19 protein-coding genes are annotated in these 21,468 nt (G+C 70.4%); 4 read left to right on the forward strand and 15 right to left on the reverse strand.

The window, feature by feature from the left end; genetic code table 11:
• Positions 1 to 97: 97 nt before the first annotated feature.
• The gene (locus ACIBHX_RS15675; RefSeq protein WP_397067756.1) at positions 98 to 1,198 is read left to right on the forward strand and encodes an MBL fold metallo-hydrolase; all 1,101 of its coding nucleotides are present in this window, start codon (positions 98 to 100) and stop codon (positions 1,196 to 1,198) included.
• Between the two features lie 124 nt (positions 1,199 to 1,322).
• Here ACIBHX_RS15675 and ACIBHX_RS15680 read toward each other — a convergent pair whose 3' ends face one another.
• Complete coding sequence (locus tag ACIBHX_RS15680) at positions 1,323 to 1,463, reverse strand: hypothetical protein (protein WP_397067757.1); 141 nt, start codon at positions 1,461 to 1,463, stop codon at positions 1,323 to 1,325.
• Between the two features lie 11 nt (positions 1,464 to 1,474).
• Positions 1,475 to 2,647 carry a xylose isomerase gene (gene xylA / locus ACIBHX_RS15685; RefSeq protein WP_397067758.1) on the reverse strand — a complete coding sequence of 391 codons (1,173 nt, stop codon included), beginning with the start codon at positions 2,645 to 2,647 and terminating at the stop codon, positions 1,475 to 1,477.
• A 126-nt stretch (positions 2,648 to 2,773) separates the two neighbouring features.
• Between xylA and xylB the strand changes: the two genes are divergently transcribed.
• The gene (gene xylB, locus ACIBHX_RS15690; protein WP_397067759.1) at positions 2,774 to 4,228 is read left to right on the forward strand and encodes a xylulokinase; all 1,455 of its coding nucleotides are present in this window, start codon (positions 2,774 to 2,776) and stop codon (positions 4,226 to 4,228) included.
• Positions 4,229 to 4,335: 107 nt separating this feature from the next.
• A complete protein-coding gene (locus ACIBHX_RS15695; RefSeq protein WP_397067760.1) occupies positions 4,336 to 5,571 on the forward strand; it encodes an ROK family protein in 1,236 nt (411 codons plus the stop codon).
• Here ACIBHX_RS15695 and ACIBHX_RS15700 read toward each other — a convergent pair.
• From ACIBHX_RS15700 to ACIBHX_RS15760, 13 genes are all read right to left on the reverse strand, one after another.
• Positions 5,534 to 6,913 carry an alkaline phosphatase family protein gene (locus ACIBHX_RS15700; protein ID WP_397067761.1) on the reverse strand — a complete coding sequence of 460 codons (1,380 nt, stop codon included), beginning with the start codon at positions 6,911 to 6,913 and terminating at the stop codon, positions 5,534 to 5,536. The genes ACIBHX_RS15695 and ACIBHX_RS15700 overlap by 38 nt on opposite strands.
• Positions 6,910 to 8,037, reverse strand: a complete 1,128-nt coding sequence (eboE, locus tag ACIBHX_RS15705; protein WP_397067762.1) for a metabolite traffic protein EboE — start codon at positions 8,035 to 8,037, stop codon at positions 6,910 to 6,912. Before eboE ends, ACIBHX_RS15700 begins: the two co-directional genes overlap by 4 nt.
• Entirely contained in the window at positions 8,037 to 8,888 is an 852-nt protein-coding gene (locus ACIBHX_RS15710) for a TatD family hydrolase (protein ID WP_397067763.1), read from the reverse strand. The genes eboE and ACIBHX_RS15710 overlap by 1 nt, the downstream gene beginning before the upstream one ends.
• Positions 8,888 to 9,493 carry an EboA domain-containing protein gene (locus ACIBHX_RS15715; RefSeq protein WP_397067764.1) on the reverse strand — a complete coding sequence of 202 codons (606 nt, stop codon included), beginning with the start codon at positions 9,491 to 9,493 and terminating at the stop codon, positions 8,888 to 8,890. Before ACIBHX_RS15715 ends, ACIBHX_RS15710 begins: the two co-directional genes overlap by 1 nt.
• Positions 9,490 to 10,347: a sugar phosphate isomerase/epimerase family protein gene (locus tag ACIBHX_RS15720; protein ID WP_397067765.1), complete on the reverse strand. Its 858-nt coding sequence runs from the start codon at positions 10,345 to 10,347 to the stop codon at positions 9,490 to 9,492. Before ACIBHX_RS15720 ends, ACIBHX_RS15715 begins: the two co-directional genes overlap by 4 nt.
• Positions 10,344 to 11,192 (reverse strand): SCO3242 family prenyltransferase, encoded by an 849-nt coding sequence (locus ACIBHX_RS15725; protein ID WP_397067766.1) that lies wholly within the window; start codon positions 11,190 to 11,192, stop codon positions 10,344 to 10,346. Before ACIBHX_RS15725 ends, ACIBHX_RS15720 begins: the two co-directional genes overlap by 4 nt.
• On the reverse strand, positions 11,189 to 12,340 hold the full coding sequence (locus tag ACIBHX_RS15730) for an inositol-3-phosphate synthase (RefSeq protein ID WP_397067767.1): 1,152 nt from the start codon (positions 12,338 to 12,340) through the stop codon (positions 11,189 to 11,191). Before ACIBHX_RS15730 ends, ACIBHX_RS15725 begins: the two co-directional genes overlap by 4 nt.
• 73 nt (positions 12,341 to 12,413) lie before the next feature.
• On the reverse strand, positions 12,414 to 13,421 hold the full coding sequence (locus ACIBHX_RS15735; protein ID WP_397067768.1) for a sugar phosphate isomerase/epimerase family protein: 1,008 nt from the start codon (positions 13,419 to 13,421) through the stop codon (positions 12,414 to 12,416).
• The gene (locus ACIBHX_RS15740) at positions 13,418 to 14,590 is read right to left on the reverse strand and encodes a Gfo/Idh/MocA family protein (RefSeq protein ID WP_397067769.1); all 1,173 of its coding nucleotides are present in this window, start codon (positions 14,588 to 14,590) and stop codon (positions 13,418 to 13,420) included. Before ACIBHX_RS15740 ends, ACIBHX_RS15735 begins: the two co-directional genes overlap by 4 nt.
• Positions 14,587 to 15,642, reverse strand: coding sequence for an ABC transporter substrate-binding protein (locus ACIBHX_RS15745; RefSeq protein WP_397067770.1), 1,056 nt, complete (start codon positions 15,640 to 15,642; stop codon positions 14,587 to 14,589). The genes ACIBHX_RS15740 and ACIBHX_RS15745 overlap by 4 nt, the downstream gene beginning before the upstream one ends.
• Before the next feature lie 53 nt (positions 15,643 to 15,695).
• Positions 15,696 to 16,724: an ABC transporter permease gene (locus ACIBHX_RS15750; RefSeq protein ID WP_397067771.1), complete on the reverse strand. Its 1,029-nt coding sequence runs from the start codon at positions 16,722 to 16,724 to the stop codon at positions 15,696 to 15,698.
• Positions 16,721 to 18,247 carry a sugar ABC transporter ATP-binding protein gene (locus ACIBHX_RS15755; protein ID WP_397067772.1) on the reverse strand — a complete coding sequence of 509 codons (1,527 nt, stop codon included), beginning with the start codon at positions 18,245 to 18,247 and terminating at the stop codon, positions 16,721 to 16,723. The genes ACIBHX_RS15750 and ACIBHX_RS15755 overlap by 4 nt, the downstream gene beginning before the upstream one ends.
• A gap of 167 nt (positions 18,248 to 18,414) precedes the next feature.
• Positions 18,415 to 19,701 carry an ROK family protein gene (locus ACIBHX_RS15760; protein ID WP_397067773.1) on the reverse strand — a complete coding sequence of 429 codons (1,287 nt, stop codon included), beginning with the start codon at positions 19,699 to 19,701 and terminating at the stop codon, positions 18,415 to 18,417.
• Positions 19,702 to 19,930: 229 nt separating this feature from the next.
• Between ACIBHX_RS15760 and ACIBHX_RS15765 the strand changes: the two genes are divergently transcribed.
• Positions 19,931 to 21,214 (forward strand): ROK family protein, encoded by a 1,284-nt coding sequence (locus ACIBHX_RS15765; protein ID WP_397067774.1) that lies wholly within the window; start codon positions 19,931 to 19,933, stop codon positions 21,212 to 21,214.
• The last annotated feature ends 254 nt before the right edge of the window (positions 21,215 to 21,468 follow it).

Here is a 21,468-nt window from a genome sequence, read left to right on the forward strand (position 1 = left end):
AAGCCGCCACCGGGGCCTCGGGAACAGCTGGGGGTGGCGGCCGGTTCGGACAGAGGGTGGAGTGAGTACCCCAGGGGAGTGTGGCTGAATGGCAGGAATGCGGAAGATCCTCGTGGGCGGAGCGGCGCTGGCCGCCGCCGGGTGGGCGCTGCGCCAGGTCCCGGCGGAGCTGGGGGCGCGCCCGCTGCAGTCAGGACCCGACCGGGCGGCCAGGATCCGCCGGTCACCGCAGTTCAGTAACGGCACGTTCGTCAACACCATGCCGGACGCGAGCACCTCCGTGCCGACCGCCCCGCCGGTCGGCATGCTGCGCGAGCTGGCCAAGGACAGGGAGCAGCGCCGCCCCAACGGCCTGATCCCGCTGCGCGTACCGCCGACCGACGACCCGGTCGGGCTGCGCGCCGTCTGGTACGGCCACGCCTCCACGCTGGTCGAGCTCGACGGCCGCAAGGTGCTGTTCGACCCGGTGTGGAGCAAGCGGCCCTCACCTTCCCAGCTGGCCGGCCCCAAGCGGCACCAGCCGGTGCCGATCGAGCTGAACGAGCTGCCCCAGGTCGACGCCATCGCGATCTCGCACGACCACTACGACCACCTGGACATGGCGACCGTGCGGTGGCTGACGGCCACCCAGAAGGCGCCCTTCCTGGTCCCGCTCGGCATCGGGGCGCACCTGGAGCGCTGGGGTGTGCCGCTGTTCCGGATCATCGAGCTCGACTGGGAGGAAGAGGCCGAGGTCGCGGGCCTGCGTTTCGTCTCGACCGCCGCCCGGCACTTCTCCGGCCGCTCGCTGACCCGCAACGACACGCTGTGGGGTTCGTGGGTGGTCGCGGGGCCGACCCGGCGGGTGTTCTACGCGGGTGACTCCGGCTACTTCGAGGGCTACAAGGGGATCGGCGCGGCGCACGGGCCGTTCGACCTGACGCTGATGCCGATCGGTGCCTACAGCCCTGCCTGGCCCGACATCCACATGAACCCCGAGGAGGCGATCAACGCCAACCTCGACCTCGGCGGCCGGCTCATGCTGCCGGTGCACTGGGCGACGTTCACGCTGGCGCTGCACCCGTGGGCCGAGCCGGTGCGGCGGCTGTGGCGCGAGGCCAAGGCCCGCGACGTCAAGATCGTCGTCCCCCGCCCCGGCCAGGGCATCGACACCGCCGACGCCCCGGCCGTCGACGCATGGTGGGAGATGCTCGCCTGATCTGGCCCCGATCTCCGCAGTGACCTTGTACGGCAGCCCGCCGCCACCGGCGTCGATGTGTCGCCGGTGGCCGTGATGGTGCAGGTCGCCGTGTGGGTCGCCCGCAGACTCGTTCAGCAGGCGGTTACCGCCAGGCCCTGCCCTCGGGCAGCTTGATCTTGCTTGGCGAGCTGGCCTGCGCGCTGACGTGCACGGCGGTCACGCCGGGCGCGGTGCGAGCCTGGTCCAGGTCGTCGGCGGTGAACGGCTGGTCGGAGGCCATCACCCAGAAGTCCTTCAGCCGCGTGCTGCCAACAGGTGGTCCATGGCGAGTTGGTCGAGGTGTTCGAAGGCCATGCCGCGTTCTGCGGCGGCCTGCACGTCGAACTCCTCGAAGGCGGTGCGGTCCGCGAGAAGTCCAGCCAGGGTTTCGTCCTCACCCAGTGTCGTCTGCGCCAGTTCGTCCAGGCGAGAGGCGCGCAGGGCCTCCTGAACCTCCGGATCGGCACGGAAGGCCGCAGCCCGATCCTTGAGGATCAGGTAGTTGCGCATGCAGCCGGCGGCCGAGGCCCACACACCGTCCATGTCCTCGGTCCGCGGCGGCTTGAAGTCGAAGTGGCGGGGACCGTCGTAGCCGCCGGACTCCAGCAGGTCCACCAGCCAGAAGGCGGCCCGAAGGTCACCGGCTCCGAAGCGCAGGTCCTGGTCGTACTTGATGCCGTTCTGGCCGTTGAGGTCGATGTGGAAGAGCTTGCCCGCCCACAGTGCCTGGGCGACGCCGTGCGGGAAGTTCAGCCCGGCCATCTGCTCGTGGCCGACCTCGGGGTTGACGCCGTAGAGTTCGGGCCGTTCGAGCTGCTCGATGAAGGCCATGGCGTGCCCGATGGTCGGCAGGAGGATGTCGCCGCGCGGCTCGTTCGGCTTCGGCTCGATGGCGAAGCGCAGGTCGTAGCCCTGCTCGAGGACATAGGCACCCAGCAGGTCGAAGGCCTCCTTCATCCGGTCCAGGGCGGCACGGACGTCCTTGGCGGCGCCGGACTCCGCGCCTTCACGGCCACCCCAGGCGACATACGTCTTCGCGCCGAGCTCGGCGGCGAGGTCGATGTTGCGGATGGTCTTGCGCAGAGCGAAGCGGCGTACATCGCGGTCGTTGGCGGTGAATCCCCCATCCTTGAAGACGGGGTGGGTGAAGAGATTCGTCGTGGCCATCGGGACGGTCATGCCGGTGGCGTCCAGGGCCTGCCGGAATCGCTTGATATGCGCTTCGCGCTCCGCGTCTGAGGCGCCGAACGGGATCAGGTCGTCGTCATGGAACGTCACGCCGTATGCGCCGAGGTCAGCGAGCCGCCTCACGGACTCGGTGGGGTCGAGAGCCGGCCGCGTGGCGTCGCCGAAGGGATCCCTTCCCTGCCAGCCGACCGTCCACAGACCGAAGCTGAACTTGTCCTCAGGGGTGGGGGCGTAACTCATCGTGTCTCCCTCAGGGGCCGGCTATTTGTCATGGCGCTTTACAAATTAGTATCTTTAGGCGTCCCGGGGAACCCCCCAACTCACCCGCATCCCGGGTCAAGGCAAAGAACGCGAGGGCGAAGCGAGATGGCGGCAGCCGTACCTGTGCAGGAAGGGCCACTGGTCATCGGCGTGGACAGCTCCACGCAATCGACGAAGGCACTGGTCCTCGACGTCGCAACCGGCGCGGTGGTGGCGCGCGGGCAGGCGCCCCACACCGTGAGCGGCGGAGCCGCAGGCGACGGCAAGGAGAGCGACCCCGAGCAGTGGTGGGCGGCTCTGCGCGAGGCACTGGGCCAGTGCGGTCCGTACGCCCTGCGGGCCGCCGCCATCTCCGTCAGCGGTCAGCAGCATGGACTCGTCACGCTGGATTCCTCCGGTCTGCCGGTACGGCCCGCGCTGCTCTGGAACGACGTCCGCTCCGCCCCGCAGCGCGACCGGCTCATCGGCGAACTGGGCGGCCCCCAGGCGTGGGCGGAGCGGACCGGCAGCGTACCCGCGCCCGCATTCACCGTCACGAAATGGGCCTGGCTTCGGGAGAACGAGCCGGAGGCGATCCGCGCCACGGCGGCTGTACGCCTCCCCCACGACTACCTGACTGAGCGCCTCACCGGGCAGGGCACAACGGACCGCGGCGACGCTTCGGGCACGGGCTGGTGGGCGTCCGTCTCCGAAACCTATGACGAGGAGATCCTGGAGCATGTCGGGCTCTCCCCCGAACTGCTGCCACGGCTCCTGCCACAGGGCGCCGCGGCAGGGACTGTACGGAACCTGCCCGATCTGCCCCTGGCACCCGGTGCACTGGTTGCCGCGGGCACCGGCGACAACATGGCGGCGGCCCTCGGGCTCGGTCTGCGCCCAGGCCGGCCGGTGCTCAGTCTCGGCACCTCCGGCACGGTCTACGCCGTCTCGGCCCGCAGACCTACCGACCCGACAGGGATCGTCGCGGGGTTCGCGGACGCCCGCGACGCGTGGCTGCCGCTCGCCTGCACCCTCAACTGCACGTTGGCCGTCGACAGGATCGCCGGCCTCCTCGGCCGCGACCGCGAGGCGGTCGAACAGGGCGGCGCGGCCGTCCTGCTCCCCTTCCTCGACGGTGAGCGCACTCCCGATCTCCCGCTGGCCTCCGGCCTGCTGTACGGGCTTCGCCACGACACGACGTCCGGGCAGGTGCTCCAGGCCGCGTATGACGGTGCCGTTTTCGCCCTGCTCACCGCCCTGGGCCGAGTTCTCGACGAGGACGCCGCACCAGATGCTCCCATCCTGCTCATCGGAGGCGGAGCCAAGGGAACTGCGTGGCGCGAGACGGTCCGCAGGCTCAGCGGCCGCCCTGTGCAGGTACCGAGGGCCGGGGAGCTGGTCGCCCTCGGGGCCGCCGCGCAGGCCGCGGGGTTGCTGCTGGGCGAGGATCCGGCAGCGGTGGCGCTCAGGTGGGCCACGACCGAAGGACCTCTGTACGAGCCGATCCAGCGCGATGACGCGGCGCTGAGCCGCATCAGCCAGGTCATGTCCGGGGCGGAGGCACTACTGGGGCGCAGATGAGCGCCGCGTAGCCTGACACCCGCGATATCTCACCCGGCCCCGGCAGACTCCAGGATCAACGGTGGCACGAGCCCGCGAGACACGAAGACCACTCGAGAGGAGTCCAGGTGTCAGAGCCCCTGTCCATCACCCAGCAGGAGATGCGCCGGCGCAACCTTTCACTCGTCATGCATGCTGTGGCCCGGCTCGGGCCGCTGTCTCGCGCATCGGTCGCAACCCACATCGGCTTGACGCGGGCCGCCGTGTCCACGCTCGTCGACGAGCTCATTCGCGACGGGCTGCTCGTGGAGCTGGGCCCGTCGCGCCCAGGAACCGTGGGGCGTCCTGGCAGCGCGCTGCAGCTCAACGATCAGGGTCCGGCGGGCCTGGGTGCGGAGATCGGAGTCGACCGCCTCGCCGTATGCGCGGTGGATCTGAGCGGACGGGTGCGAGCCCGTATCGTGTCCGAGGCCGTCAATCGGGGCCGTGCGCCTGGGCCGGTGCTCGAGGACCTCGCCGGCCTCGTCCGGCAGGTTTCTGCACAGGCGGAGGGCCAGGGGCTACGGCCGGCGGGGCTCGCCGTGGCTGTGCCAGGGCTGGTAGCGCGCGGGTCGTCGTCCGTGGTGCGCGCTCCCAATCTCGGCTGGGAAGGCGTGGACGTCGCGCCCTCCCTTCCCGCTCTCCCTCTGACGGTCGACAACGAGGCCAATTTCGGCGCGCTCGCCGAGCTGTGGCTCGGCGGCCACGACCCTTCCCCTCGTGACTTCGTGCACGTCTCAGCAGAGATCGGCATCGGCGCGGCAGTCGTCATCGACGGACGGCTGTTGCGCGGGACGCACGGCTTCGCGGGGGAACTCGGCCACATGCCGGTCCAACCCGAAGGCCCGCCATGCGCGTGCGGTGGGCGAGGTTGCCTGGAGCGATACGCGGGCGAGGAGGCGCTGCTGCAGGCCAGCGGCGTCGATCCAGGACAAGCGGCAGCCCGGCATCCGGGCCCGGGCGGACGGATCGCGCATCTGGCGGAGCGGGCGGGCGACGGCGACCAGCAGGTACGGCGCGCGTTGCGTGATGCTGGCGCGGCACTCGGCATCGCACTGGCGGGCGCCGTCAACCTTCTCGATCCCCAGAAAGTGGTGCTCGGCGGCGGGCTCTCTCCGCTGCTGCCGTGGCTGCAGCCCGCCCTGGAGCGAGAGCTGGATCGCCGCGTCATGGATCCGGGTCGCGTGGGCCAAGGCGCGGTGATCGTATCTCGTCTGGGCTCGGATGGGCCGCTCCTCGGTGCGGCCAACTCGGTCGTACAGGCATGTCTCGACAACCCGACGTGGCTCAGGGCAAACGGCACAGGTGCAGGAGCAAGTCCTTGATCTCCGTCGCCTCGAACCGTTCCCTGGCGGCCGATGGGTCGGAGCAGAGCAGCACCGGAGCGTCGGCGGGGTCGGCGGGAAGCAGCCCGTGAGAGCCACGTACGGCCTGGGCGCCCTGGTCGAGGCCGACGACGTCCATGAGGTAGCGCATGCCGAGTTTCTTCCGCAGCAGTGCCACGCCGGCCCTGCGCTTGGCGGCGCGGGGGGCCGCCGGGTCGAAGAAGAGCTCTGCGGGGTCGTAGCCGGGCTTGCGATGGATCTCGACGAGGCGGGCGAAGTCGGGCGCGCGGGCGTCGTCGAGCCAGTAATAGTAGGTGAACCAGGCGTCGGGCTCGGCGAGCAGGACCAGTTCGCCGGATCGGGCGTGGTCCAGGCCGTGCGCCGCCTTCCCGCCTTCGTCGAGCACCTCGGCGACGCCGGGGACGGACGCGCAAAGCTTGGCGACGGCCGGCACGTCGGCGGGGTCGGAGACGTAGACGTGCGCCACCTGATGGTCGGCGACGGCGAACGCGCGCGAGGTCCACGGGTCGAGGTACTCCATACCGGCCTGGGTGTAGACCCGGAGGAAGCCTTCCGCGCGGAGCTTCCGGTTGACGTCGAGAGGGCGGGAGACGTCGGTGATGCCGTACTCCGACACAACGACGACGGTTCTTCCCTGCGCCGCCGCGGCATCCAGCAGTGGCGCCAGGACGGTGTCGAGTTCGACGGCCGCCGCAGCGGAGCGAGGGTCGGACGGGCCGTACCGTTGCAGGTCGTAGTCGAGGTGGGGGATGTAGGCCAGCGTCAGATCGGGGTCGTGCGCGGCCATGACATGCTGGGTGGCGCGGCAGATCCAGGCCGACGAGGGGATTCCCGCTCCCGGGCCCCAGTAGGTGAACAGGGGGAAGGCTCCCAGCGCCGCGGTGAGCTCGTCGTGCAGCTCCGGGGGGTCGGTGTAGCAGTCGGGCTCCTTACGCCCGTCGGCGTGGTAGATCGGCCGCGGGCTGACCGTCCAGTCGACGTCGGCGCCCATCGCGTACCACCAGCACACGTTCGCCACCGTGAGGCCGGGCCGCTCGCGACGCGCGGTCTGCCACACCTTCTCTGCGCCGACGAGTGCGTTGTGCTGGCGCCAGAGCAGGACCTCACCGAGGTCGCGGAAGTACCAGCCGTTGCCGACGATGCCGTGCTCGGCCGGCGGAACGCCGGTGAGGAACGTCGACTGCACCGAGCAGGTGACGGCGGGCAGGACGGTGCCGAGTTCCGCCTGGAAGCCGTCCGCGACGACGGCCCGCAGCCGCGGCATGTGCGCCAGTAGCCTCGGGGTCAGCCCTACCACGTCCAGGACCAGCAACGATGTCATGTCCTCATCCCTAGATCGCGCAGCTCGGCACGGGCGAAGTCCAGCTCGTCGGCGATGCCCGCGGCGAGTTGCTCGGGGGTCTGTGGGCGCAGCGCGGGCGGCAGCACACCCCAGGTGTAGGTCTCCACATCGAAGTGGTCGCAGAGTGGCTGCGGCCCGCCGACGAGCTCTCCGAGCGCCGCTCGCGTCACCGGGATGGTCGTGGCCAGAGGCGCCGCCGGTGAGACGTGGAGAGGCACGTGGTAGTGGACCCGCCATGGCCCGGGCAGCCGCTGCTCGAACGCCTCGTCGAGGTCGTCGGCGGCGTCGCCCGCGGCGTTGCGCGTCTGATGCAGGAAGCGCGGCTCGGCGTACTCGCGCAGGGCGTCCGGATCCGCGGTTTCCAGGGCCGCGGAGAGCTGGACCTTGACGATCGGCAGTCGGGCTCGGTTCAGCGAGTTCAGCGCGTCGGCGGGCCTTTCCCAGGCGCAGGCCAGGTGGGCGAGGTCCAGGCAGATGCCGAGCCGGTCGCTGTCGACGTCGGCCAGCCGTGCCGCGGCCTGCCCGGTGGTCTCCACGACGCAGCCCGGTTCGGGTTCGAACCCCACCCGTACCACCCGCCCGGTGGAGGATTCGATCGCGGCCAGGCCGACGGCCAGTTGGCCGAGCCTGCGTGCGGCGAGGTCGGCCATCTCGGTGTCCCATGGGTCGCGCCAGGCGAGCGGCAGCGTCGAGATGGACCCTCTGGCAGCGTCGTCCGGCAGCAGGTCCGCGAGGACGCGTGCCAGGTCGAGGGTGTAGGAGAGGCGGTCCTTCGTCGTCCAGTCGGGGTGGTAGACGGCGTGCTTGACGACCGGGGCCTGGAAGGAACGGTAGGGGAAGCCGTTGAGCGTGACCACCTCCAGGCCGCGTACGGACAACTCGCGGCGGAGCCTGCCTCGGAGCACGGGGTCAGCGGCGAGGGCGGCGGCGACCGGCGCGGCCAGCCAGAGCCCGAGCCCCAGGACGTCCGTGCCGAGGCGGGCACGGATCGGGACCGCGTAGGTGTCGAGCTGGGCGAGGATGCCGTCGAGATCCTCGGCTGCATGCACGTTGGTGCAGTAGCTGAGGTGTAGTGGCACTCCTCCGGGGTGGCGTAGTCGCATCAGCTGCCGCCGCGCTTGATGGAGCTTCCGGCGAAGGTGGGCGCGGTGGCGCCGGTGCCGGTCAGGTCGAGGCGTCCGGACTGGCTGTAGAACTCCACGGGGTTGCGCCACAGCACTCGGTCGACGTCGTCGTCGGTGAACCCGGCCGCCAGCATCGCCCTGCCGGTCTCCAGGGTGAGGAGCGGGTCGGAGACTCCCCAGTCGGCGGCGGAATTGATCAGCATGCGGTCCGGACCGTGGCGGCGGAGGATCTCCACCATGCGCGCCGGCGACATCTTCGTCTCGGGGTAGATGGAGAAGCCCATCCAGCATCCGGAGTCGTGCATGATGTCGACGGTGACCTCGTTGAGGTGGTCGACGGCGACCCGCCCGGGCGCGATTCCGGAGGCGGCGACGACCTCGAGGGTGCGCCGGGTGCCTCGGGCCTTGTCGCGGTGGGGGGTGTGCACGAGCGCCGGCAGGTCGTGCTCGACGGCCAGGGCGAGCTGCCGTTCGAAGGCGTCGTCCTCCTCGGGAGTCATCGAGTCGTAGCCGATCTCGCCGACAGCGACGACGCGGTCCTTTTCCAGATAGCGCGGCAGCAGGTCCAGCACGGGCCGGCAGCGCGGGTCGCCGGCCTCCTTGGGGTTCAGGGCGATGGTGGCGTGGTGGACGACGCCGAACTGGGCGGCGCGGTACGGCTCCCAGCCGATGAGGGAGTCGAAGTAGTCGGTGAACGAGCCGGGGTTGGTGCGGGGCTGCCCCAGCCAGAAGGCGGGCTCGACGACGGCTGAGACTCCGGCGGCGGCCATCCGCGCGTAGTCGTCGGTGGTGCGCGACGTCATGTGGATGTGCGGGTCGAAGATGCGCATCACGCCTCCTCACGGGTCAGACGGTCGAGCAGGGCGGCGGCGTCGGCGGGCATGGGACGTCCCGCCGCCGCGCGCTCGTCGGAGAAGGCGGCCAGCATCGCCGCCAGCTCATGGTCGGCCCGCTCGTCCAGCCCATCCACCGCGGTCAGCGGCACTCCCATGAACACGCACTTGAGCACCGCCTGCCGCCAGGCGGCCTGGTCGAGGTGGCGGGCGTACGGTCCGAGGGCGGCCGCCAGGAGGCGCGCGTCGTTCGTGCGGATCGCGTCGTGCAGGAGCGGCAGTCCCGCCGTCCCGATGGGGAGCATCGGCAGGGCTTTGAGCACGGCCCGCTTCTCGTCGGCGTCGCCGTAGCGGTAGAGGTCGTCGGTCTCGGCCGGCGCCCGGTCCGCCGGCAGTGCGGCCAGCAGCAGCGCCCGGGCGGCCTCGTCGATCGTCCAGCCGGGGATGCCGGGCAACGGCGCGCGCCCGGCGCGCCGCCCGGCCTGGGCGAAGGACCGGCTGATCGTCTCGGGCCGCTCGGCCGCCGCGGTGAGCGCGGCGTCCGCCCATTCTCCCTGCGGCGTGTCCCGCAGCACGGCTCGCAGCCGCTGCAGTCGCGTCACCTCGTGCTCCTTTCAGCATCGCGCTTGGACGCCTTCTCGGCTTCGCGCAGGAAGTCGATCGAACGCGCGGCCACGGCGGGCGCGGCGTGGCAGTGGCGGGGCAGCTCGACCGCGACCAGGCCTCCGTAGCCGGCGTCGGTGAGCGCGCGCAGCACCGGCGGGAAGTCGATCTCCCCTTCGCCGAACTCCAGGTGCTGATGCACGCCCCGTCGCATGTCGTCGATCTGGACGTTGACCAGGTGGGAAGCGACGGTCGCGACGCAGTCGGGCACCGGATCGGGCTCGTTGCAGCGGCAGTGCCCGATGTCCAGGGTGATGCCGAAGCCGGCCGGCGCGCCTAGCGCCTCGTACAGCGTCCGCCAGTCTGCGATCGTCTCGACCAGCATCCCCGGCTCCGGTTCGAACCCCAGCGGCACACCATGGCGCTGTGCGGCATCGAGGACCTGCGCGCAGCCGTCGACGAGCCGGTTCCATGCGGTGGCCCGATCGAGTGGCGCCGGGCGTATTCCTGACCAGAACGACACCGCCTCGGCGCCCAGGTCGGCGCCGATCGCGACAGCGCGGCACAGGAGATCCACCCGCCGGTCCCGGTCGTCGTCCAGCAGCGTCGGGGCGTGCTTTCGCCGCGGATCGAGCAGGTAACGCGCACCGGTCTCGATGACCACCGCCAGATCGAGGGAGCGCAGCAGGTCGGCGACCTCCGCCACCCGCCGTCCCAGCCCTTCGGCGTACGGGTCGAGGTGGGAGTGGTCGAGCGTGAGTGCGACGCCGGCGTAGCCGAGGCCGGCGATGACGTCGAGGGCGTCCGGCAGCCGGTGGTTGGCGAAGCCGTTGGTTCCGTAGCCGAACCTCATGTCGCGGAGAACTTTCTGACCAGGCGGCGGGCCAGCGGGACCGCTGCCGCCAAGACGAGGGCGGCGCGTGGGGCGCCGCCGCGCGCGGCGAGGGCTCCTTGAAGGGCCGGCAGGCTGACGATGCCCGCGGTGACCGCGTCACGGACGCGTCGCGCCGAGGGGTCGGCGACGGCGCGCGCCTGGGAGAGTCCGAACTGGGCGGCGTACCAGCCGGCGAGGACCGGCTGCGCCACGCCTGCGCTGCCGCGGACTGCGGCGGCGGTGAGCGCGAGGGTGCCTGCCAGGGTCGCCGCGGGCAGGCGCGGGTCCGTGCCTGACACCTCTCCGTGTGAGAGCGCGGTGAGCAGGTACGTGTGGACGGCGATCGTGAGGGCGGAAGGCATGGCGGCCTTGGAGGAGGAGCCGGGACTGGCGCCCAGCAGCACGTCGAGGCCGCGACAGAGCGCCATCGTCAGGGGGCCTGCGGGTGTGCCCTTGGCCGCCAGGTCGTACGACCAGACGGCGACGGCCAGAGGTGCGGCGACGGCCAGGGCACGCCGGCCGCCCGCGAGTCGCGCCGCGGCGATGCCGATGACGGTGAGTGCCGCCGCTGTCCCGAGGGCCGCGTTCGGCGACACCCGCCCCGAGGGGATGGGACGCTCGGGGCGCTCGACCGCATCGAGGTGCCGGTCGGCCCAGTCGTTGGCGGCCATCCCCGCCCAGTACAGGCAGATCGAGGAGCAGGCCAGACCGACGGTACGGCGGTCCAGCACGCCACCGGCCGCCGCGCCTGCTACGACGTCTCCGGGGACGGACAGCGCGGCCGGTGCCCGGACCAGCTCGCACAGGTCGCGCAGCGACGTCATCGCGAGGTGCTCTGCGTGTCGAACGCGGTGACGGCGTCGCGCAGCGCCTGCCACTGCTCGGCCAGGGCGTGCGGTACCTGTCCGAGGGGATCCTTGAAGAAGAAGGCCAGTTCGGTGAGCGGGCCTGTACGCCCGGCCCGGTGCGCGGCAGCGGTCAGTCGCGCCAGGTCGAGGACCAGTGGTGCGGCCAAGGCGGAGTCGCAGCCGTGCCAGGTGAATTCCATGCGCATGCGCGTGCCGAGGAAGCCTTCGAAGGTGACCAGGTCCCAGGCGGTCTTGAAGTCGTCGAGGTCCTCCAGGAAGTCGATGCGGGTGTCGCCCTGCGGGACGTAGCCGAGTGTCTCCGCCAGCACGCGCTGCTTGCTGGCGGCCTTGGCCGCGTTGGCCGCCGGCTCGGCCAGGTTAGCGCCGTCGCCGCCGCCCAGCAGGTTGATCCCCGACCAGGTGCGCACCTTCAGGTTGCGCAGGGCGAACATCGGGGCGAGCACCGACTTGACGAGGGTCTCGCCGGTCTTGCCGTCGTGTCCCGCGTACGGGAGTTTCTGCCTGCGGGCCAGGGCGTCGAGGGCGGGCAGGCGGGCGCCGGTGGAGGGCGTGAAGTCGACGTACGGGCAGCCGGCGCACAGGGCGGCGTAGGCGGCCAGGGCGCTGGGTGGTAGGACGAGGTCGGGGCCGTCCAGCGCGTCCCGAAGTGCGTCGAGGTCGTTGTGTGCGGGGTGTGGAAGCGGTGCCGGTTCGGTGGTCGACACGTTGATCACGACGACTCGATCGAGGTGGTGTCGCCGGCGGAAGCGGTCCAGGTCGGCACCGATGGCCTCCACCACCTCGGCCTGGGTGTCACGGACCGGCAGCGGCCGTACGTCCTGCTCGATCTCGAGCAACGCGTCCTGCGCGGTCTCGGCGAGCCGGGCCGGGACGATTCCCGCCTCGGCCAGCGCGGTGGCCTTCTTGCCCAGGGCGATCGAGGAGATGTCGTGGCCGCCGAAGACCAGTTCACCGATGCCGGGCAGGGCGTCGCTGTGCAGCTCGGGCGACTCCAGGACACATCCGGTCGGCTCGGCCAGGCCCGCCCGCACCGCCAGCGCCCCGATCATGCTGGTGACTGCGACCGATCCTCGTGCTCCGATCAGCCATACTCCCGTACTCATCAGTCTCCTCTCGCGGTCGGTTGCCGGGACGGCAGGGCGGCGGCCAGGGTGCGGCCGCCGCCGGCGTGATGCGTTACTCGGCGGAGAAGGCGGCGTCGAAGGCGTCGGTGGGCGGGGTGATCGCGTTGAGCCGGCGGATCAGCGCCAGCGCGTCCGGTGCCCCGTCCAGCCGGTCCATGCCCGCGTCCTCCCACTCGATCGAGATCGGTCCGTCGTAGCCGATCGCGTTCAGGGCCCGGAAGCAGTCCTCCCACGGCACGTCACCGCGCCCGGTGGACACGAAGTCCCAGCCCCGGCGCAGGTCGGCCCAGGGCAGGTGGGACGACAGGCGGCCGCGGCGGCCGTTGCCGGTCCGCACCTTGGCGTCCTTGCAGTCCACGTGGTAGATGCGGTCGGCGAAGTCGAGGATGAACCCGGCGGGGTCCAGGTCCTGCCACACCATATGGGAGGGGTCCCAGTTCAGCCCGAAGGCCGGCCGGTGCCCGATGGCCTCCAGCGTCCGTACGGTGGTGTGGTAGTCGTAGGCGATCTCGCTGGGGTGCACCTCGTGTGCGAAGCGGACGCCCACTTCGTCGAAGACATCGAGGATGGGGTTCCAGCGGTCGGCGAAGTCGGCGTACCCGGCCTCGATCATGGACGGCGGGACCGGCGGGAACATGGCCAGGGTGTGCCAGATCGAGGAGCCGGTGAAGCCGACCACGGTCTTCACGCCGAGCTTGGCCGCGGCGCGGGCGGTGTCCTTGATCTCCTCGGCGGCGCGCCGCCGTACCCCCTCGGGCTCGCCGTCGCCCCAGATGCGGGCGGGCAGGATGCCCTTGTGCCGCTCGTCGATGGGGTTGTCGCAGACGGCCTGGCCGACCAGGTGGTTGGAGATCGTCCACACCTTCAGGTTGTGCTTGGCCAGTGTCTCCTTCTTGCGCTCGACGTAGGAGTCGTCGGCCACCGCCTTGTCGACCTCGAAGTGGTCGCCCCAGCAGGCGATCTCCAGGCCGTCGTAGCCCCATTCCGAGGCCAGGCGGCAGACCTCCTCGAACGGCAGATCGGCCCACTGGCCGGTGAACAGCGTGATCGGCCTGGTCATGAACCCTCCACAGTCGTGAAGCGGCTGTCGTCAGCCGCGCTCCGCTCGACGGCGGCCAGCACCCGCTGCACCCTCAGGCCGTCGTCGAAGGACGGCTCTGGGGCGGTGCCGGTGGCGATCGCCTCGATGAAGTCCTTCACCTCATGGGTGAAGCCGTGCTCGTAGCCCAGTGCGTGCCCGGGCGGCCACCAGGCGCCGACGTAGGGGTGCGAGGGCTCGGTGGCCAGCACCCGCCGGAACCCCGCTTCGGCGCCGTCGAGGGTGTGGTCGTGGAACCACAGCTCGTTCATCGCCTCGAAGTCGAAGGCCAGGCTGCCCAGCACGCCGTTGACCTCGATGCGCAGCGCGTTCTTGCGCCCGGTCGCGAAGCGGGTGGCCTCGAAGGAGGCCAGCCCGCCGCCGCTGAGCCGGCCGATGAACAGCGCGGCGTCGTCGACGGTGACCGTGCCCCTCCCGGCGCCGCCACCGGCCGAGAGCCCGGCCGAGCCGGCGGCCAGGGGACGCTCCTTGACGAAGGTCTCCGTCAGTGCCGACACCCCGGCCAACCGCTCACCGGTAATGAACTCAGCGGCATCGATGATGTGTGCGCCGATGTCGCCCAGCGCGCCCGATCCCGCCTTGTCTCGTTGAAGTCGCCACACCAGCGGGAACTCCGGGTCGACGATCCAGTCCTGCAGGTACTGCGCCCGCACGTGCCGGATCGGGCCGATCCTGCCCTCGGCGACCCACTGGCGGGCGAGTGCGATGGCAGGCACGCGACGGTAGTTGAAGGCCACCATCGCGTGCACTCCCCGCTCGGCCGCGCGGGCCGCGGCGGCGGCCATGGCTTCGGCCTCGGCGACGGTGTTGGCCAGCGGCTTCTCGCAGATGACGTGCTTGCCCGCCTCCAGTGCCGCGATGGCGATCTCGGCGTGGCTGTCGCCCGGCGTGCAGATGTCGATGATCTGCACGTCGTCGCGGTCGAGGAGGCGCTTCCAGTCGGTTTCCGCGCGGGCCCAGCCCAGTTTCCCGGCGGCCTGCGCGGTCGCCTCGGCGGATCTGCCGGCCAGCGCGACCATCGCGGGTTTGAGCGGCAGGTCGAAGAACGCGTCCACGCTGCGCCAGGCCTGAGAGTGGACACGGCCCATGAACGCGTAGCCGATCATGCCGATCCCGACGACGGGCCTCATGACTCGAATCCGAGCGGCAGGTACTTGGCGGCGTTCTCCTTGGTGACGGTCTCCGACGTCAGCGTGATCGACTGCGGCACCTGCTGTTCCAGCAGATCGCTCATGCCCTTGCCCTGGGCGATCAGGCGGGCCAGCTTGATCGCCGAGGCGGCCATCGTCGGGCTGTAGGTGACGGTGGCCTTCAGCACGCCCGAGCCGGCCTGGATGTCGCGCATCGCGTTGGCCGAGCCGGCGCCGCCGACCATGAAGAACTCGTTCCGCCCGGCCTCCTTGATCGCGGCCAGCACGCCGACGCCCTGGTCGTCGTCGTGGTTCCAGATCGCGTCGATCTTCTTGTGCGCCTGGAGCAGGTTGGTGGCCACCTGCGTGCCGGACTCCACGGTGAACTTGGCGTCCTGCTGTGCGGTGACGCTGAAGCCGTACGTCTTGAGCGTGTCGGCGAAGCCCTTGCTGCGGTCCTGTGTCAGCGGCAGCGTCGCGATGCCCTGGATCTCCAGGATCACCGGGTTCGACACGCCCTTGTCCTTGAGCTGCTTGCCGATGAAGTGGCCCGCCGCCACGCCCATGCCGTAGTTGTCGCCGCCGATCCAGGTCCGGTACGACAGCTTGTCGGGGAAGACCCGGTCGAGGTTGACGACCGGGATCCCGGCGTCCATCGCCTTACGGGCGACCTGGTTGAGCTGCTCCCCGTCGTTCGGCAGGATCACCAGGACGTTCACCTTGGCCTGGACCAGCGACTCCACAGCCGAGATCTGCTGGTTGATGTCGTTGGTCGACTCGACCGGCTTGAGCTCCACGTCGGAGTACTGCTTGGCCGCCTCCTGCGCGTTCTTCGTGATCGCAGCGATCCAGCCGTGGTCGGCCGCGGGCGCGGAGAACCCGATGACCACCTTCTCGCCTGGCTTGTCGTTGTCCGTCCCCGCCGACGCCGCCTGGGGAGCGGCAGACGACGCGGTGACGGGCTGGTTGCTCGTGCAGGCGCTCACCAGGGCGCCGGCACCGACGACCGCGCCGCTCACCAGGAGACCGCGCCGGCCGATGTTCTTGTTCATACGTTCTCCCTTGGGTACGGCCGGCCGCGTGCACGATCCAGCCGTTGCGGGTTTCAGGTGCGTGATGTGAGGCTTCGCCGCTGCAGCAGCACGGCCGCGACGATGATCAGGCCTTTCGCGATGAGCTGGTCGCTGGTATTGAGCCCGTTCAGGATGAACAGGTTCGTGATCACGGTGAAGATCAGCAGGCCCAGGATCGATCCGATGATCGTGCCCTTGCCTCCGGTGAGGAGGGTGCCGCCGATGATCACGGCGGCGATGGCGTCCAGCTCGTACAGATCGCCGTGCGTGGACGACCCGGTGGTCGTGCGGGCCATGATCAGCACCGCGGCGATCCCGCAGCACAGACCGGAAAGGGCGTACAGCAGCACGGTGTGGCGGCGCACGTCGATGCCGGCCAGGCGCGCGGCCTCGGGATTGCCGCCGACCGCATAGGTGCGCCTGCCGAATGTGGTGCGGTTCAGCAGCAACCAGCCCAGCACCACCACGACGGCGAAGATGTAGACCAGCGCGGGAATCCCCAGCACTCGCGTCGTGGACAGGTCCACGATGGCCTGGTTGCCCTGCTGGACCAGCTGGGTCTTGCGGTCCGACATGCGCTGAGCCAGCCCGCGGGCGGCCACCAGCATCGCCAGGGTGGCGATGAACGGCACCATCCGCCCGTAGGAGATCAGCAGCCCGTTGACCAGCCCGGCCCCGACACCCACCAGCACAGCACAAACGACCATCACGAACGGGCCGTAGGACTGGGTGGCCAGCGTGGTGGCCCAGACCGAGGCGAGGGCCATCACCGCGCCGACCGACAGGTCGATCCCACCGCCAATGATCACGAACGTTGCGCCGACCGTGATCACACCGACGGTCGCGGCCAGCGAGAGGATGCTCACAAGGTTGGAGGTGGTGGCGAAGGTATCGGGCACCGTCACCATGCCCACCACCGCCAGCAGCACGAGCGCGATGATCAGGCCGAGGTGAGGGATCCTCTCTAGTGTGTCGCGCATTGTCGCTCCAGGGGTGGGTTTGCCGGGCCGCGGCTGGGCGGTCGCATGCTCGTCCACCGCGGGCGTCACAGAGTCGCTCACGCCGGCCTTCCTTCCATGATCATGTCGAGGACGTGGTGTTCGTCGAGGTCTCGGGCGTCGTTCTCGTGAATGACGCGTCCCTCCCGGATGACCAGCACCCTGTCGGCCAGGCCGAGCACCTCGGGCACCTCGCTGGAGACCAGCAGCACCCCGATCCCCTCATCGGCCAGCTTCCTGACGACGGCGTACAGCTCTGCCCTGGCCCCGACGTCCACCCCTCGGGTCGGCTCGTCGAGCAGCAGCAGCTTGCGGCCGTTGATCAGCCAGCGCGCCAGTACCGCCTTCTGCTGGTTGCCTCCCGAAAGGTTCTTGATCGGCCGGTCCATCTGGGGAGGACGGATGCCCAGCTCCTCGACCTGGCGCCGGGCGTCGGACGCCTCCCGGTCGCGGTTCATCCAGCCAAACCTGGCGTAGCGGTTGAGGCTGCTCAGGGAGATGTTGCGCATGACGCTCTGGTCGAGCAGCAGTGCCTGGGCTTTGCGCTCCTCGGGGGCCAGGCCCATACCGGCCCGTACGGCGCGGCTGGGGCTGCCACCGCGCAACTGTGAGCCGTCCAAGGTGACGCGGCCGCCGGCGCGGCGTGCTCCGTAGATCGCCTCAAGGATCTCCGAGCGGCCCGACCCCACCAGCCCGGCCAGGCCGACGATCTCTCCGGCCCGCACGTTGAACGACACCTCGTCGACCCGGCCGGGGACGGTCAGTCTCTCCACCCGCAGGACTTCGGGACGGCCGTCGTGGCTGCCGGGACCGGGCCGTGGCGGGAAGACGTGCTCGACGTTGCGGCCGGTCATCAGCGCGACCACCTGCGAGGTCGGCGTCTGCTTGGCCGGCAGTCCGACCGCGACCGTGCGCCCGTCCTTCAGTACCGTCACCCGGTCGCCGATCTCGCGGATCTCCTCCAGCCGGTGCGAGATGTAGACCACCGCCACGCCCTGCGCCGTCAGGTCGCGGATGATCCGGAACAGGTTGGCCACCTCGTCGTGGGCCAGGGCCGCCGACGGCTCGTCCATCACGATCAGCCGGGTGTCGTAGGAGAGGGCCCGCGCCATGCTCACCACCTGCTTGGCGGCCGGTGACAGCCGGCCCACCTCGGTCGTCGGGCGGATCTCGCCGTGCCCGAGCCTGGTCAGCAGTTCCCGGGTGGCCCGGTTGACCTCGCTCTGGCTGACGAACCCCAGCCTGGTCGGCTCGTGGCCGAGGAAGACGTTCTGGGCCACGCTCAGCCCGTCGACCAGGTCAAGTTCCTGATAGATGGTGGAGACGCCCAGCCGGATCGCGGCCGTCGGGCTGGTCAAGCGGACCTGCTCGCCGCTGAAGGTGATGGTGCCCTCGTCGGGCTGGTGGGCGCCGGCCAGCACCTTGATGAGGGTCGACTTGCCCGCGCCGTTCTGGCCCAGCAGGCAGTGCACCTCCCCTGCGCGGACGTCGAGGTCGACGCCGTCCAGAGCGCGCACGCCAGGGAACTGCTTGACGATTCCTCGCATGACGAGGAGAGAGGCCGAGTCGGGAGATGACTGCGGCATGGGAGCCTCCTGGGGGGGTCTGGCGGCTAAGGAGGGGAAGGGATCCCGTTCGCCGACCGGGCCGGATAGCAGCACCTCGACGGCACCGAAGTCGGCGGGAACGGTGCCGCCGCAGCTCTGGCGACGGTCGGCGAACGGGACGTTTGATGGGAGGCGGGTTCGTATTCCTATGGGTTGCGGATCGCGATGGTGGTGGGGTCGGACAGCACCCGCTCGATGACGACGTCGACCGCTCCCCGTGAAGCCGCGCCGAAGCCGAGGTTGGAGGCGGCGAAGCCGCAGCGGCCGGCGGCGACGGTCATGCCCAGTCGATCGAGCTCCATCTGGGCGATGGGGATGAGCCGGTCGGCGAGCTGGGCGAAGTATCCGCCCAGCACGATCACCCGCGGGTTGAAGAGGTTGGCCAGTATCGCGGCGCCCCGCCCGAGCCACCGGCCCACCTCGGCGACGGCCGCGTCGACCCGGGGATCCCCCTCGTCCCGCCGCTGCTCGATCTCGGCAAGCCGCTCCTCCGGGTCGCGCACCACCTGCTGGCTCGTTCCGTAGGCGTGGTCGGGGGTGGCCATGCGCACCAGCGCCGCCAGCCCGACCTTGGTCTCCCAGCAGCCGACGCGGCCACAGCCGCACTGCTCGCCGGACGGGTCGACCACGATGTGGCCCACCTCGCCGGCGAACCCGTCCGCCCCCCGCAGCGGCCGGCCGTTGGAGATGATGCCGCAGCCGACGCCGACCTCACCGGTGAGGTAGACCAGGTCGGGCGTGCCCATGGCGACGCCCGAGCTGTATTCGGCCAGCGCGGCGAGGTTGGCGTCGTTGTCGACGGTGATCGGCACGCCAGGAGAGATGCCGGCGGACATGAGCGAGTCGACCAGCGGCACCCCGTGCCAGTTGAGGTTCGGGGCGAGGACGACGGTGCCAGTGGCCGTGTCGATGAGACCGGGAACGGCCACCGTGATCCCGGCCAGTGTGACCCCGAGCCGGTCGAGATCCGCGACAGCCTTCTCGATCACCTGGGCGAGCTTGGCGAGTGAGCGCCCGGGAGCGGATCCCATCGCGTCGAAGCCGATTCGACGGTCGATGAGCACCCGGCCCGCCAGGTCGGTCGCGACGGCGGCGATGTAGTCGACGTTGACTTCCAGTCCCAGGGCCCCCACCTTCGAGCCGTCGAGAACGAGTGCGAGGCCCGGGCGCCCGACGGAACCCGCGTGCTGCGGTCCGATCTCCTTGAGCAGCCCGCGCGCCTGCAGCTCTCCCACGAGGCTGGTGATGGTGGTCTTGTTCAGGCCCGTCTCGACGGCGACAGCCGACCGGGAGCATGGGCCGCGTTCGCTGACGTGGCGCAGTACGAGGGAGAGGTTGGAGCGGCGCACCGTGGTCTGGTCCGCGGGGATCCTCGAGGATCGATGCGGACTGCTCGATTCGCTGGTGCGGCCGCCGGGCCAACTCTGATGCACGCCACTCCCTTAATTCATTTGCATGGCTGGCCGAATTAAAGTCACAGGCGAGGCGAGAAGACAAGCCCCCTGCTCTGTAACAGTCGCGTAACGCACCCGGGCTTCCCCGTCGAGCTGCGACAACGTCATGCGATGCCAACTCGTTACACGACAGATCGTGCATCCCGGGCACACGCGTGTTACAAAACCGATTAATTGATTGCTAAGACAAACCTCGGCAGGTGAGCGCGTGACGCAGGAGCAGCACCTCGTTCACTCGGCGGGCGGAGCGGCCCCGCCGACGGGCCCTGCCGCGTTGCGCCGCACGAACCTCTCACTGATCCTGCGCCACCTGCGTGATCACGCCTCCGGGTCTCGGGCCGATATCGCGGAGGCGACCGGCCTGCACCGGGCCACCGTCTCCAACCTGATGACCGAACTTCTCGAACGGCAACTGGTACGGGAAGTCGGCATCGAGCACGTGGGGGCGGTCGGCCGCCCCCGGCGAGCCGTGGCGCTGCACGGTGCGCACGTCGGCGCCTTGGGGCTGGAGATCAACGTGGACTACATCGCCGTGCACGGATCCGACCTCAGCGGCCGCGTCCTGGTCGAACGCCGTGTCACCTTCGACACCGTGGGCAGCGGCCCCGACCGCTCGCTGCGCCGGCTCGCACTGGTAGCCCGGGAGGCCGAAGAGGCCATGCGGCGAGCCGGGGCCACCCCTGCGGGTATCGGGGTGGCGGTGCCGGCCCTGGTCGACGCGGCCCACGGCATCGTGACGTTCGCGCCGAACCTGGACTGGCACGACCTGCCGCTGGCGGCCCGACTGTCCTCCGCACTCGGCCCGATGAGAGTTCCGGTGACAGTGGACAACGACGCCAACCTCGCCGCCATGGCCGAGTACACCTCAGGCGTCGCCGCCGGTACGCCGCACCTGGTCTACCTCACCGGCGAGGTCGGCGTGGGCGGCGGCGTCATCATCGACGGAAAGCTGTTGCGCGGGGCGGACGGATCCGCCGGTGAGGTCGGGCACCTACCGGTCGACCCGGCCGGTGATCCCTGCGGCTGCGGACGTCATGGCTGCTGGGAGACCAAAGTGGGGCTCGCGGCGCTGGTGCGGATGGCGATGCCCGAGCAGGCTTACGAACTGGCCGACGTGATGGTGCCTGATCCGGAGGAGCGGGTGATGGAGATCGCCAGAGGACTGGCCGCGGGTGACCGCCGCATGCTGGATGCAGTCGCTCAAGTCGGCAAGTGGCTCGGGCTCGGAGGCTCCATCATCGTCAATCTCTTCAACCCGGGTGCGATCGTCGTCGGCGGCTACTTCGCCGCACTGGCCGAATGGCTGCTCCCCCACGCCCAGGCCGAGTTGAAGCGGCTGGTCGTGGGGAGCTCCGCCGCCCAGTGCCGCTTCATCGCCTCCGGCTTCGGCTTCGGCGCCCCCTCAAGGGGTGCCGCGAACATCATCGTCAACCAGCTCATCGACGACCCCCTTACGATCATGGATCCCACATTGCGGCCGGCAGTTCCCTGACGGCCCCTTGAGCCTGGAGACAGCACCCTCCAGTAACACCGCACCACCACGAAGTAAGCGGCAACAAGCGCGGCGGCGCGCGCCTTGCCTGACGTCCCCCCAGGTCAGGAAAGGGTTTCCCATGTCACTATGCTCTCTTCGTCCGGCGCGCGTTCTCCGAACAGCGGCCCGGGCCTGACTGCGGAGCGCACCCCCTAGAACCGTCCCCCCAGCCCGTCGGACCTTTCCGTGGGGCCGCCTTGCCACGCCGATCG

Origin of the sequence: Nonomuraea sp. NPDC050536 (assembly GCF_044457685.1) — a bacterium.
Taxonomy (GTDB): Bacteria; Actinomycetota; Actinomycetes; order Streptosporangiales; family Streptosporangiaceae; genus Nonomuraea.

What these genes read in the sequence shown, in the direction of transcription:
- xylA (WP_397067758.1), bottom strand. Translation starts at nt 2,647, where the DNA reads ATGAGTTACGCCCCCACCCCTGAGGACAAGTTCAGCTTCGGTCTGTGG.
- xylB (WP_397067759.1), top strand. Translation starts at nt 2,774, where the DNA reads ATGGCGGCAGCCGTACCTGTGCAGGAAGGGCCACTGGTCATCGGCGTG.
- ACIBHX_RS15720 (WP_397067765.1), bottom strand. Translation starts at nt 10,347, where the DNA reads ATGAGGTTCGGCTACGGAACCAACGGCTTCGCCAACCACCGGCTGCCG.
- ACIBHX_RS15725 (WP_397067766.1), bottom strand. Translation starts at nt 11,192, where the DNA reads ATGACGTCGCTGCGCGACCTGTGCGAGCTGGTCCGGGCACCGGCCGCG.
- ACIBHX_RS15730 (WP_397067767.1), bottom strand. Translation starts at nt 12,340, where the DNA reads ATGAGTACGGGAGTATGGCTGATCGGAGCACGAGGATCGGTCGCAGTC.
- ACIBHX_RS15675 (WP_397067756.1), top strand. Translation starts at nt 98, where the DNA reads ATGCGGAAGATCCTCGTGGGCGGAGCGGCGCTGGCCGCCGCCGGGTGG.
- ACIBHX_RS15735 (WP_397067768.1), bottom strand. Translation starts at nt 13,421, where the DNA reads ATGACCAGGCCGATCACGCTGTTCACCGGCCAGTGGGCCGATCTGCCG.
- eboE (WP_397067762.1), bottom strand. Translation starts at nt 8,037, where the DNA reads ATGCGACTACGCCACCCCGGAGGAGTGCCACTACACCTCAGCTACTGC.
- ACIBHX_RS15745 (WP_397067770.1), bottom strand. Translation starts at nt 15,642, where the DNA reads ATGAACAAGAACATCGGCCGGCGCGGTCTCCTGGTGAGCGGCGCGGTC.
- ACIBHX_RS15710 (WP_397067763.1), bottom strand. Translation starts at nt 8,888, where the DNA reads ATGCGCATCTTCGACCCGCACATCCACATGACGTCGCGCACCACCGAC.
- ACIBHX_RS15700 (WP_397067761.1), bottom strand. Translation starts at nt 6,913, where the DNA reads ATGACATCGTTGCTGGTCCTGGACGTGGTAGGGCTGACCCCGAGGCTA.
- ACIBHX_RS15740 (WP_397067769.1), bottom strand. Translation starts at nt 14,590, where the DNA reads ATGAGGCCCGTCGTCGGGATCGGCATGATCGGCTACGCGTTCATGGGC.
- ACIBHX_RS15755 (WP_397067772.1), bottom strand. Translation starts at nt 18,247, where the DNA reads ATGCCGCAGTCATCTCCCGACTCGGCCTCTCTCCTCGTCATGCGAGGA.